Origin of the sequence: Clostridium sp. UBA6640 (assembly GCF_002455975.1) — a bacterium.
In the GTDB taxonomy this organism is placed as follows: Bacteria; Bacillota; Clostridia; order Clostridiales; family Clostridiaceae; genus Clostridium_J.
The window spans coordinates 23,557-36,234 of the sequence record NZ_DKLM01000017.1 but is presented as its reverse complement, the minus strand read 5'-3'; the positions used below and the strand labels follow the sequence as shown (position 1 = coordinate 36,234).

The window sequence follows — 12,678 nt, the reverse complement described above, 5'->3', positions numbered from 1 at the left end:
ATTATAAATTTCTCAGCTAACTGAGAAATATCCAAAATTGTCAATTCTCCATACTCAATTGCTGAACTTGTCTAAATTATGTCCTTGCAGGTACAGTACAGAAATAGTAAAATGATATTGTGATAAATTATCTTAAGGCACTTGGAGAAATCTAAGTGCCTTTTTCATTAAGAAACAGTTAGGCAATGGAGAATTGATAATTGGCGATGGAGAATTATGGTTGAAATTAATTTTGTCAAATTAATTTCTTTAATGAGATTTTAATAAAAGTGACTACGTCACTTCAAGAATAAGTTCAAGACTTCTCCGTAAAGGAGAAGTATCCCAAATTGTCAATTATCAATTCTCCATACTCAATTGTTGAACTTGTCTAAATCATGTCCTTGTAAGTACAGTATAGAAATATTAAAATGATAGTGTGATAAGTTATCTTAAGGCGCTTAGAGAAATCTAAGTGCCTTTTTATATAAGGTATATGCCTAAAAGCTGGTTATTTTATAAATAGCCAGCTTTTATTTTTGAAAGGAGGTGAGAGATATGAAGTTATATATATCACAGATAAGTAGCTGCACTTGAGTGAAGATGAGAAAGTTTATCTTGGAAGGGGATTAAATATGATTGTGATTTATGATGTAAGAATGGCAATCGCTGAAGCCTTAGAGAAGGAGGGTTTTCAAGTTGTAGAAAATAAAGATGGCTTTGAGAGTTCAGCTTTTTTTATAGAATTAGTAAACTCAACTTGTAAAAAAAAGAGAAAGTCATTACAGGAAGTATCTGCAACCTTTAGTATAAGATATCTTCCAAAAGAAGGCTCACATAGTGAATTTGTTCAAATAGTAGATAGGCTTAATTCATTATTTGACATTACTCTTAAGGTTAAAGAAAGTTATGTGATGATTAATAAGCTTACTTTAGAAGTAAAGGATGATATACCTAGTTTTAAAATTGATGTAAGCTATGAGCAAATTATTGCGGAGGAAAATATAAAAGATCAAAAAATAAATGAAGTTCATTTTAGAGGAGGAATATAGTTATGGGATTACCACAAATTAATATTGCATTTAAAAGCACTGCTTCAACAGTGATAAAAAGAGGGACTAGAGGAATAGTTGCATTAATATTAAAGGACAAAGTTTCAAAAATACAAATTGAAAGATTAAATGGAGTAGATGAAATACCAAAAACTATTAATGAAAATAATAAAAAGCAAGTAGAGCTAGCTTTTATGGGAAGTGTCAATTCAGCTAAAAAGGTTATAGTACTTATAATTCCTGAGGAAAGCGAGAACTATACAGAAGCATTAACAACATTAGAAACAATAAAATTTGATTATTTAGTTATTCCATTTATAACTAATGAAGATGCTGTTAAAATTGCAACTTGGATAAAAGATATGAGAAGTAATAAAGATGTAAAAGTGAAAGCAATTTTACCACATTGCGCTGCAGATAATGAAGGCGTTATTAACTTTGCTACAGATAATATTAAAGTAGGAAGTAATCTATATACAGCTTCTGAATATTGTTCAAGAATAGCAGGTATGTTAGCAGGATGTCCACTTAATATAAGTGCTACTTATCAGCCATTACCAGAAGTAGAGGATGTTCCACACTTATCTAAAGAAAGCTTTGATGAAGGAATTGATAGTGGTGAATTATTACTTCTACATGATGGAGAAAAGGTGAAAATAGCAAGAGCAGTAAACAGCTTAGTAACTACAAATGCAGATAAAAGTGAAGATTTTAAGAAGATAAAATTAGTTGATATGATGGATTTAATAGTTAGCGATATAAAGAAAACTGCTGAGGATAATTTTATCGGAAAATATGCTAATAATTATGATAATAAGATTCTATTAATGTCATCAATTCAAAGTTATTTAGAAGCATTAGAAATTGATAACCTATTAGACTTAGGAAAAAATAAGGTTTCTATAGATATAGAAACTCAAAAAAATTATCTTAAGACTATAGGTATTGATGTTGATAATATGAATGAACAAGAAATTAAGGAAGCAAATACTAAGGATAAAGTATTCCTAAAAGGATTAATTAAGATAACTGATGCTATGGAAGATATAAATTTAAATTTTGTTATATAGGGGGAAGTATATATGTTAGAAACAAAGAGAGTTATTAATGGATCATTTGGAGAAATGTGGCTTGAAGGAGATTATGTATCAGAAGCTTTTGGACTTCAAGCAAAAATAGAGGTAAAGAAAGAAGTAGTAAAACGCTGTGGATATGGTGGAGAAGATACAAAAGTTGTAGGCTGGGCAGGAAAAGGTACAGTTAAGCTTAACAAAATCAGCAGTCGTATGGGAAAACTTATAGGTGAAGCTATTAAAGAAGGAAGAGATATTAAGTTTACTATCATATCTAAATTAGCTGATCCAGATGCTTTTGGATCAGAGCGTATAGCTATAAAAAATGTGTCTTTTGACGATTTAACATTAATTGACTGGGAATCAGAAAAACCAGGTGAATTAGAGTGTCCATTTACTTTTTCAGACTATGAGTATTTAGACCAAATATAAGGAGGAAATTAAGTGAGTACAATAGATTTATTATTAAAAGTAGATACCAATAAACTTTTTAGACCAGAAAAACAAGTAGAAATAAAGAGATTATCAGAGCTTGCAGGGGAGAAAGTAGTATTTACATGCCAAGCTTTAAATGCCAGTGAAATTGAGGAAGCAACTAATAATGCTCTCACTATAAAATCTGATGGAGAAGTAGACATAAAAAATAATGATATGCAATTATTTGTTCTTTTATCAGGAGTAAAAGAGCCAAATTTAAAATCGAAAGAACTTAGAGAATATTATGGATGCTTAACTCCAAAGGATTTGATAAATAAATTATTATTGCCTGGTGAAGTATCTCATTTGTATAATACTATAAATGATCTTAGTGGCTTTGGTAAAGGGCAGGTAGAAGAAATAAAAAACTCATAAACTCTGACCATATGGTAGGCATGATGTATTATTACTGGAAGACAAAAGGTATATGGCCAGATGAGTTTTATAACAAACCTTTAGGTACTAGAGTTCTTTTAGCAGCTTTTTATGAAAAGGAACTAGAAGAAAAAGTGGAAATATTAAAAAATGAAAATATTATGGCTGTGAAAATTGTATAGGAAATTTTCACAGTTTTTTATTTAGGCATTAAATAATATTAGACAATTATAATCTTAAAATTGAGAAATAAAAATTAGAAGAATATTTATAATTTTATTATTAAAAATCACCTTTAGAAGCAAGAGTAGCTTGTATTAGTTCTAAAGGTGATTTTTATATTTCCCTTATTTTAATAATTTTAATAGAGGGTGGTGATAATTTGGCAAATAAATTAAAACTAAGTGAAAAACTAACAATTATGTTAGGGCTAGAAGACAACTTTAATCAAACTATGGGTAAAGCAAATAAGAGTACTTCTCAATTTCTGAAGCAAGTAATGAGGGTAAGACAAAGCCTGAAACAAATAGAGGACAGTAAAATTAAAGTAAATATTAAGCATAATGAAAAAGAAATAGCAGATATTAAAAAGGAAATTGAAAATACTGTTATAAGAGCAAAAGCATATATAAGTCTGCTTCCTAAGTTGCCAGAAGGGGTAAAGGATGAGATGAAGAATTTATCTACTCTTTCTAAGATAAGTTTTACTATGGCAGGGTCAGATTTAAAAGAGAAAATGTCTAATGTAACTAATTTTGTAAAGAGGCCGTATTATATAACAATGGCATTAAAGCAAGTAGTGCCAAATGAAATAGGAAATTTACTGGCTAAACCTAAAAAGTTATTAATTAAACCAGTAGCACATCTCGCAGAAATAAATCCTAAAATTATAAATATATTTAGCAATATTAAAAGGTTAGCTAGTAAACCTGTCAACATAGCAATTAAAGCAGTAGATAAAACTAAAGTTGTTTTTGGAGCAATAAAACAGAGGTTTGATGGTATCAAAAAATTCGCTAAAGAAGTTGTACTAGGTGATAATGCAAAAAGTTTTTTTAACGCTACCATAGGTCCAGCTATGCAGGGAGAGCAAGAGAAAGTAGCTATGAAGCATTTTATAGGGATTAAAAACAAGGACAAAAGCAAAGAAGAAGTTTCATCTATTACAGATAATTATATGGAAGCTTTAAAAGGTGAAGCTGGAAAAAGTCCTTTTGATCCAAATGACATTATAGCTTCAGGTCGTAAGGCATTGAGTATCATGAATGGAGATACAGATAAATCAGTTGGTCTTGTTAAATTAGCACAGGATATGGCAGCAGTTAATCCAGGAAAATCTGTAGATGACGCTATGAATGCATTAGCTTCAATGAGAACAGGAGATTTTACAGCAGCAAAAGATTTTGGCTTTGAGTATTCAATGAACGAGTACAAGGCATTATTAGGTAAAGGTTCAAAAGAAGATTTAACACAGGATGAAATGACAAAAGCTTTCGATATGCTTCTTAAAGATAAAGCAACGGTACAATTTGCTGGAGGAACAGAAGAATTTAGTAAAACTGTTACTGGACAATGGGGCCTTATAACAGGAAGCCTTCAAACCATGGGAACTAACTTTGGAACTGCTTTTTTACCTTTAATAAGTGAAATATTAGGGCCTTTAGCTCAATTATTAGGGAATAATACAGAAGGCTTTGTACAATTTGGACAAAGAGCTGCAGAAGTTGTCAAGTATATTGCAGGCAGTATAGGAATGTTTTTATCTCCTGCTATTGAATGGATTAAAACTAATCTTCCAGCGATTCAAACTACAGTTGGTAACGTATTTAATGGAATAATTACATTTTTACAGCCTGTTATGGCTATAGTTGGAAGTGTCTTTGATATAATTGGAGCAGCAATACAAAACTTTGGACCGATTGTATCGGAAATTTCTGAAACAATCATGAGCAAATTAGGTGAAGTTCTAGAATGGTTAGCACCCAAAATAGATTGTCTCAAGGAATTGTTCATTAATTCTATGCCAATGATATCTGATGCAGTACAAATTGCTTGGGGTGTAATAAATCCAGCTTTAGATCTGGGTATAATGGTGTTCGAAGGTATTGCAGATGCTGTTATGTGGGCTATGCCCATAGTTCAAGATATATTAGAAAAGGTGTGGACTGCTATTGAACCTATAGTAAATGGTATAGGAAGTGCTTTTGGGCATATTTTGAATCTTGTTAAAAAGGTAATGGGAGCTCTAGGATTCAATGTATCAGGTATGGAAGAACCAAAAGGATATGCTACAGGGCTACCAAGAGTACCTTATAATAATTACCCTGCATTACTTCATGAAGGAGAAGTGGTTCTAACTAAGAAGGAAGTAAATCAAGTTCAAAATAGAGGAAGCAATAATTTTAATATGTCATTTAATATAAGTGGATCTTCAGATCCAAACTTAGTAGCAAAACAAATAGTTAATGAAATAAAACAAGCAGCGTTTAATATTTAGAGGTGATATTATGGAATTTTGGATAATCCAAGACAATGATAAATTAATGTTCCCAGTAATTCCTCCATCCTTTGAAGTAGGCTCAGGTACTTTAAATAAAACTGTAAATTTAGAACAATTAGGTGAAGTGACCTTTTTAGCAAAATCTCCTCCTAAAACTCTAAAAGTATCTAGCTTTTTTCCAAGTCAAGAATATAGTTTTGCTTCATACAAAGACTCACCAGAACCTTATGAGGCAATAGAGCTTATTAATAATTTTAAAGAAACTATGAAACCAGTAAGGTTTATAATAACTGAAACTCCTATTAATAGTTTATTTTCTATAGAAAACTTTAGTTATTTAGAGCAAGATGGAACTAGAGATGTTTATTTTACATTAGATTTAAAAGAGTACAATCCAATAAAAGTTCCATCAAAGATAGTAGGAAAGCATGGTTATAGCCATGATAAGGTCAACATGAAAGGTGCTAATAATATTTCATCTACTGTAAGACCAGTAGATGAAAAGCCTAAGACCTATACAACTAAAGTAGGAGATACATTTTCGCTAATATCGAAAAAATTTACTGGAAATAGTGACAATTGGAGAGAGCTAGCAGAAAAAAATGGATTTAAAGGCAATTCTAATCTAAAGCCAGGAACGGTGATAAAATTATGATAAAAGTTTATGCACTATATGATAGATGGGTTGTCACAGAAATAACACCAATGATTAAATCCCTATCTTTAACTGGAAGTATAAGCCAATGTGCTAGAAAACTTACGGGAACTATAACTTATTCTATATTTGATAGAAATCATGATAGGACTCAAATAAGACCTAACACTGTAGTTTGGGTAGTAGATGATAGAGGTGTAGAAATTTTTAGAGGAATTGTCTTTGATAGACAGTTAAATAGTAGCGAAGAACTTACCTTTAACGCTTATGATTTTTTAATATACTTTACAAAGTCTAAAGGCTCCTATAATTTTAATCAAATAACAGCTGAAGACATAACAAGAAAAATATGTAGTGAAGCAGAGGTAAAGGTAGGGAACATAGCTAAAACTGGAGTTAAAATTAGTGATATTCCTCAAAACACTTCTTTTTATGACATCATAATGAGAGCTTACACTAAGGTCAGAGATAAAACTAATAAATGTTATATACCAATGATGAATAAAGATCAATTTAATTTAATTGAAAAAGGTAAGCTTATTGATGGATTAGTTCTAGAGCCTAATAAAAACATTATAAGTTGTAATTATGATGACTCAATGGAAAATATGATTAATAGAGTAAAAATCTTTGATGAAAATAACAACTTTTTAACTAAGGTAGAAAATCAAAAGAATATAACTATGTATGGAGTTCTGCAAGAAAGCGTTACAAAAGATGATGATGGATATATGGATAAGGCAAAACAAATGTTACAGGATATAGAAAGTAATGTAAATATAGAAGCATTAGGAGATATTAGATGTATTACTGGTTATGCAGTAAAAGCTAAGATATGGTATATCAGTGCTTTAGTTGATTGTATATTATATATTGATTCTGATACTCATACCTTTGACTTAGCATCAAATCAGCACACTATGAGTCTTACAGTAAGTCTACAAAATAAAATGGATTTAAAGGAGGGAAATTAAATTGAGTGAGTGTTATGGAGAATTTATAAAACTAATTAGAGATCAAGGTAAATATTTTAATCCTCCTTCAGTAGAATTAGGTGAAATTATTTCTACAAGTCCTCTTTCCATTAAAACAAGTGATATTACCCTTAGTAAAGAAAATTTATATATAAGTGAACATCTACTTAAAGATAATATAGAAATAAGTTTTAATGGAGAAGCTAAAATTGAAGGTTCAGCTAAAAATGTAACCATAGATAAGAAAAAAGTTGGCTTTGATAAAACTTTAAAATCAGGAGATGGCGTAGCACTTATAAAGATCAGTAGTTCTAAATTTTTAGTATTATGTAAGGTGGTGAAACTGTGAGTATTTTTCCAACATTCACCGATGAAGATATAAAGGTTATAGAAGAGGTTGAAAATGAATTAAATATTAATGAGGAAATTCCCCGTGAGTATGCTTGGGATTTTCAAAAAAATGAATTTATCTTAAAGGATGGTAAATTTGTAGTAGTGGAAGGGATAGAAGCTCTTAATATATGGATAAGAAAGGCATTAATTACAGAGAGATATAGATATTTAGCTTATACTACTGACTATGGTAGTGAAATAGAAAGCCTAGTAGGGAAAAATTATTCTAAAGAACTTACTAAGTCGGAAATAAAAAGATTTTTAAAGGAAGCTTTAGAAATTAATCCGCATATCAAAGGTATAAGTGATATTGATGTTCTAAGCTATAAGGATAAAATAACAGTAAATTTTAAAGTAGAAACAGATTTAGGGGAGGTTAAGGTAAGTGTATAGTGAAAATGAAAAATTAATACTTGATAGAATGATGAAAAAAGTGCCTTCAGATATAGATAAGTCTGAAGGTTCATTTATTTATGATGCCCTTTCTCCCATTTCCTTAGAACTTATGCAAAGTAAATTACAACTTGATGAAATACTAAACAAGGTGTTTGCAATAAAAGCTGCTGAAAATGGGTATAGTGAAGAGTTAGAATTAAAGGCTAAAGAGTTTGGAATTTATAGAAAAGCTGGAATAAAAGCTAAAGTAAAATTGACGATTGAAGGAAGTAAAGATACTTTAATACCTAAAGAAAGCATCTTTCAAACAGAAGGTGGACTTAGGTTTATAACCACAGAGGAGAGTATTATAAAAAATAATAAAACCTTTGTGGAGGCTATGGCAGAAGAAGTTGGAAACAAATATAATGTGCCAGCTAAAGTTATAAATACTATTCCTATTTCAATTTCGGGAGTAAGTGCCGTTATAAATGAGGAAGGGGCAGCTGGAGGTATCAATATTGAAGGTGATGAAGAACTCTTAAAGAGATTGCTGCTTAAAGTTAGAGTTCCAGCTACTAGTGGAAATATTCATCATTATAAATTATGGGCTCTTGAAGTAAATGGAGTAGGAAATGCAGTAGTAATACCACTTCATAAAGGACCAGGAACAGTTAAGGTAGTAGTTATGGATAACAACAATAAAAAACCAAATGAAGATTTAATAACTTCTGTAAAAGAATATATCGAAGCTCAAAGGCCTATAGGAGCAGAAGTGGATGTAGTTGGAGTGGAGGAAATACCTATAAATATCAAGGTAAAACTACAATTAACTAGCTATGCAAACCTAGAGGAAGTAAAAATTCAAATAGAAAATGCTGTAACTAAGTATTTAAATACCTTAGCTTTTAAAGATCCACTTATTAGATATACAAGAATAGCAAATTTATTACTAGATATTCCTCCTATCATTGATTACAGTGAATTAACCATCAATGATGGAACTTCCAATATAGAAATTGCCACAGGGGCAGTTGGAGTTTTGGGAAAGGTGGAGATAGAAAGTGAAGCTTAAAAAATATCTTCCCTCCTTTATAGGAAATTCTAAAATATTTTCTAAAATCTATGAAATCGAGCAAAGTGAAATTGATGATTATAATAATTTAATTGAAGATTTGGTAAATCAATGCTTTGTTGAAAAAGCCACTTGGGGACTTAGCTTATGGGAGGATTTTTTAGATATAAAAACTAACCTTTCCTCACCAGAAGATTTTAGAAGAAGTGCCATAAAAGCAAAACTAAGAGGTCAAGGTGTAGTTACTGTAGAGCTCATAAAGAACGTAAGTGAAAGCTTTTCCAATGGGGAAGTTGAAATTACTGAAAATATAGAACCACACACCTTTGAAATAAAATTTGTAGGTACAAGAGGTATTCCCCCTAGCTTAGAAGGACTTAAAAGTGCAATAGAAGATATAAAACCAGCTCACTTATCTATAAAATATAAATTTACTTATATGACCTGGGATGAATTTGAATCCTACAATAGAACCTGGGATCAATGGGAAGAATTAAATTTAACCTGGGATGAATTTGAAAAATATAGAGAATAGAGGTGTAAATAATGTCTAGTGAAAATAAAACTCCCAATTTAGAATTAAATCAATGGAGTGGTAATGAATACCCAAAAAGAATAGACTTTATTGAGGATAATAAAAAAATAGATGAAGCCTATAAAGAACTAAAAGACAGTATAAAAGACGGTGGAAAAGTATCAAGTGTAAACAGCAAAATTGGAGATGTTATCCTAAAGGCTGAGGATATTAAAATAGCAGCTGGTATAACCGTTGAGAACAAATTAAATGAACTTTTTCAATTTGCCGATAATGGTAAGAAAAATATAGCATCTGTTATCGGCTCCCCATTAACTAGTTCAGATAACTTTGATAGTATGAAAAGTAAACTACAAATTATGAAAAATACTTTTGCTAGTAATTTGATTGCAAAAGGGCAAAACAGTAGCGGCAGTGATACTTTAAATAATCTAATAAATAAGATACCCAGTATTAACACAGGAAAGAAATGGGCTACAGGTACACCAAGTGGTGGGAACCCTTTTACTGTATCTAATTTATCATTTAAGCCATCATATATAATAATATATGACAGGTATCATAATTCATATTATGATTCAATATATGAAAAAGTATTAGCGTATACTCCAATGAATAAAAATGGATTAATTATAGGTGGTTCTGGCGTGTTTGATTCTGATGGTAGTGGCTCAAGAGGTAGTGGAGCTGAGTACTCAAGATGTACAATAACCAATGATGGATTTATTGTGGATCGTTTTAGTCTGGGATCTAATAGTCTAGAAAAGTTCTATATATGTTTTGAGTAAAATAAGAGGTGATATTATGAAAATAGGGCAAAGAATTATATTTGATAAGAAAACAGGTACAATATTAAATGGGTGTCTCGAAGAAAGAAAAGATACAGGCTTAACAGAAGAAAAACTTGCTTATATAAGACCTGATGAAATAGATTTTATCGATACAGGTTATGGACAACTAAATGGCAAAATTTTAAAAAGAGTAGATCCAATAACAAAAGAACTAATACTAGAAGATATACCTAATATAGAAACTGAAGAAGAAAAACTTAGAAGAGAAAAAGAAGAATTAGAAAATCAACTATTGTTATTACAAGATGAAAAGACAAGAGGGTTATTATAGATGGTAAATGAAAGCGTAGTAAAGATAATGGGAGAAAGAATATTAAATAAAGGCATAAACCCTAAAACTGAATCCATATATAAGTTAGATGATATAACTGATATTGAATATAAAAGTGCAGTTGAAAAGTATATATCAGCTAATAAAAGAGATAAAAAAACTAGCATAAAATCAGTATATAACAATTTAATAAAACATTTTAAAAAAGCAAAATAATAGGTCACTAATAAAGACTTTATTATTTTGCTTTTTTATTTAAAGCAAATAATAGATATTTTCTTAAATATAAAGAATAGAGGTGAAGATAATGTCAAGTGAAAACAAAACACCTAATCTACAACTAAATCAATGGAAGGGTAACGAATATCCCAAAAGAACAGATTTTATTGAGGATAATAAAAGAATAGATGAAGCCTATAAAGAACTAAAAGATATAGTACAAAAAGGGGGAAAAGTATCCAGTGTAAATGGAAAAATTGGAGATGTTATCTTAAAAGCAGAAGATATTAAGACAAGTAACAATAAAACTATTGAAAAAAACTTTAGCGATATTGAAAGTAAAATGGCAACAAAAGAAGATTTAAATAATATAAAAATACCAGAAGTTCTAGTGAAAAATGTAAATGGCAAAATTGGTGATGTGGTATTAAAAGCTGAAGATATTAAAGGTAATAATAATAAGAATGTAGAAGAAAATTTAAATAAAATTTCATCAGAAATAGGTGATATTAATAAAAATATTGGTAATATAAATGCAAGTTCATTGCCATCAGAATTACGTGGAAAATCTCTTACTGAACAAACAAAATTTTTATATAATAAGCAGCCCGATAATATGCCAGATGAGATAATTATTTTTATTAGTGCTAATGGAAATGATAACAATGATGGTAAAGATAAAAGTAGGCCGGTTAAATCATGGGCACGTATACAACAACTTATACCACCATTTTTTGATGGGGAATTATGGATAAATATTTGTGCAGGCGGTGTAGTTAATTTCCCGGAAATATCAGGTTTAAAATGTAAATTATTTATATCAAATGCATATCCTGATGAAGGAGTTATTGGTCCACTAAACGTTGAAAACTGTGTTTATGTAAGTCTTTATAACCTTACAGTTCAATTGTCCACAAGTGTATATTCAGCTTTGGCATTAAGTGATATTAAAGAAGTTAGAGTGAGAGATGTAATAATTAAGGGCAAATCACCATCTTTTGGATTAAATGTAAGTTCTACAAGTGGAGGATTTTATCTTATAGAAGGTTGTAATTTTGGAACCTGTGTGGGTGCTGTTACAGAATTTAGTCATGTTTCTGGTCCAACAATGACAGTTTTAGAAAATATAGTTGGTAGTGCTATGTATGGAATATCTACTCATGTTGGAATATATTTGTTGAGGGGTAACATGCCTAAGGGTTCTAATGCAGATATATCTGCAGGCCCATTATCACAAGTGTATAAATCAGGAAAGGTATGGTCATAGTATGAATTGTATTTTATATTTTAAAGGTACTAATGAAATTACTGATATTATTTACAATGTTGTAAATATACAAGGTAATAATATATATGGAGCTGATACAAGCTTATTAGAAGTTAACTTAAATAATATGGATTATATAGTAACAGATTATAATCCTAAAATATCTAGAGAAGATCTAGTTTTAAAATTAATTTCAGGTGAAAAAGTTATACTTCCAGATAATCTAGAAGATTTTAGAGAGAACTTTATAAAAATTGATAGAATGCAAGAATTGGAAAATGCTATGCTTGAATTAACTGAAATGTTAGCAATAGCACAAGGAGGTAAGATGAATGTTCAATGAGAATTCTTCAGTAGTAAATATTTATGTGAGAAATATAAAAGAAGGTAAAATTACAAAAGAACAAGTACCAGATTTATTCAATTTACAAGAAGTTATTTATAGTATACTGGATGAATAAAATATTTATATTTTTATTAAGAACATTAAAATAAACTAATAAAAAGTTACGAAGTAACTCAAAAACAATCAATTACAAATTTCTCGGCTATGTTGAGAAATATCCAAAATTGTGAATTGTGAACTGTGAATTGTGCATTGAAAAAA

At 30.0% G+C, this 12,678-nt stretch carries 18 protein-coding genes; all 18 read left to right on the top strand.

The window, feature by feature from the left end; all coding sequences use genetic code 11:
• Positions 1–614: 614 nt before the first annotated feature.
• The 18 genes from B2W91_RS02365 to B2W91_RS02280 all read left to right on the top strand — a co-directional run bounded on the left by B2W91_RS02365 (position 615) and on the right by B2W91_RS02280 (position 12,532).
• Positions 615–1,031, top strand: coding sequence for a phage tail terminator family protein (locus tag B2W91_RS02365; protein ID WP_291578673.1), 417 nt, complete (start codon positions 615–617; stop codon positions 1,029–1,031).
• 2 nt (positions 1,032–1,033) lie between these two features.
• Complete coding sequence (locus B2W91_RS02360) at positions 1,034–2,101, top strand: phage tail sheath subtilisin-like domain-containing protein (protein WP_291578672.1); 1,068 nt, start codon at positions 1,034–1,036, stop codon at positions 2,099–2,101.
• A gap of 12 nt (positions 2,102–2,113) precedes the next feature.
• On the top strand, positions 2,114–2,536 hold the full coding sequence (locus B2W91_RS02355; RefSeq protein ID WP_039637067.1) for a phage tail tube protein: 423 nt from the start codon (positions 2,114–2,116) through the stop codon (positions 2,534–2,536).
• A 12-nt stretch (positions 2,537–2,548) separates the two neighbouring features.
• Positions 2,549–2,956 (top strand): phage tail assembly chaperone, encoded by a 408-nt coding sequence (locus B2W91_RS02350; protein ID WP_039637069.1) that lies wholly within the window; start codon positions 2,549–2,551, stop codon positions 2,954–2,956.
• Between the two features lie 23 nt (positions 2,957–2,979).
• Complete coding sequence (locus B2W91_RS02345) at positions 2,980–3,138, top strand: hypothetical protein (protein WP_163247938.1); 159 nt, start codon at positions 2,980–2,982, stop codon at positions 3,136–3,138.
• Between the two features lie 200 nt (positions 3,139–3,338).
• The gene (locus B2W91_RS02340; protein ID WP_291578671.1) at positions 3,339–5,453 is read left to right on the top strand and encodes a phage tail protein; all 2,115 of its coding nucleotides are present in this window, start codon (positions 3,339–3,341) and stop codon (positions 5,451–5,453) included.
• A 10-nt stretch (positions 5,454–5,463) separates the two neighbouring features.
• Positions 5,464–6,111: a LysM peptidoglycan-binding domain-containing protein gene (locus B2W91_RS02335; protein ID WP_291578669.1), complete on the top strand. Its 648-nt coding sequence runs from the start codon at positions 5,464–5,466 to the stop codon at positions 6,109–6,111.
• A complete protein-coding gene (locus tag B2W91_RS02330; RefSeq protein ID WP_291578668.1) occupies positions 6,108–7,085 on the top strand; it encodes an XkdQ/YqbQ family protein in 978 nt (325 codons plus the stop codon). The genes B2W91_RS02335 and B2W91_RS02330 overlap by 4 nt, the downstream gene beginning before the upstream one ends.
• Position 7,086: 1 nt before the next feature.
• On the top strand, positions 7,087–7,434 hold the full coding sequence (locus tag B2W91_RS02325; RefSeq protein ID WP_291578667.1) for a DUF2577 domain-containing protein: 348 nt from the start codon (positions 7,087–7,089) through the stop codon (positions 7,432–7,434).
• Positions 7,431–7,871, top strand: coding sequence for a DUF2634 domain-containing protein (locus B2W91_RS02320; protein ID WP_291578666.1), 441 nt, complete (start codon positions 7,431–7,433; stop codon positions 7,869–7,871). The genes B2W91_RS02325 and B2W91_RS02320 overlap by 4 nt, the downstream gene beginning before the upstream one ends.
• A complete protein-coding gene (locus B2W91_RS02315; protein ID WP_291578665.1) occupies positions 7,864–8,928 on the top strand; it encodes a baseplate J/gp47 family protein in 1,065 nt (354 codons plus the stop codon). The genes B2W91_RS02320 and B2W91_RS02315 overlap by 8 nt, the downstream gene beginning before the upstream one ends.
• Positions 8,918–9,463: a YmfQ family protein gene (locus B2W91_RS02310; protein WP_291578664.1), complete on the top strand. Its 546-nt coding sequence runs from the start codon at positions 8,918–8,920 to the stop codon at positions 9,461–9,463. Before B2W91_RS02315 ends, B2W91_RS02310 begins: the two co-directional genes overlap by 11 nt.
• Before the next feature lie 11 nt (positions 9,464–9,474).
• Positions 9,475–10,251, top strand: coding sequence for a hypothetical protein (locus B2W91_RS02305; protein WP_291578663.1), 777 nt, complete (start codon positions 9,475–9,477; stop codon positions 10,249–10,251).
• A 16-nt stretch (positions 10,252–10,267) separates the two neighbouring features.
• The gene (locus B2W91_RS02300; RefSeq protein ID WP_291578662.1) at positions 10,268–10,585 is read left to right on the top strand and encodes a hypothetical protein; all 318 of its coding nucleotides are present in this window, start codon (positions 10,268–10,270) and stop codon (positions 10,583–10,585) included.
• The gene (locus B2W91_RS02295; protein WP_291578661.1) at positions 10,586–10,801 is read left to right on the top strand and encodes a hypothetical protein; all 216 of its coding nucleotides are present in this window, start codon (positions 10,586–10,588) and stop codon (positions 10,799–10,801) included.
• 91 nt (positions 10,802–10,892) lie between these two features.
• Positions 10,893–12,071, top strand: coding sequence for a hypothetical protein (locus tag B2W91_RS02290; RefSeq protein ID WP_291578660.1), 1,179 nt, complete (start codon positions 10,893–10,895; stop codon positions 12,069–12,071).
• Position 12,072: 1 nt separating this feature from the next.
• Entirely contained in the window at positions 12,073–12,414 is a 342-nt protein-coding gene (locus B2W91_RS02285; protein ID WP_291578658.1) for a hypothetical protein, read from the top strand.
• Complete coding sequence (locus B2W91_RS02280) at positions 12,404–12,532, top strand: hypothetical protein (protein WP_291578656.1); 129 nt, start codon at positions 12,404–12,406, stop codon at positions 12,530–12,532. Before B2W91_RS02285 ends, B2W91_RS02280 begins: the two co-directional genes overlap by 11 nt.
• Positions 12,533–12,678: the final 146 nt, after the last annotated feature.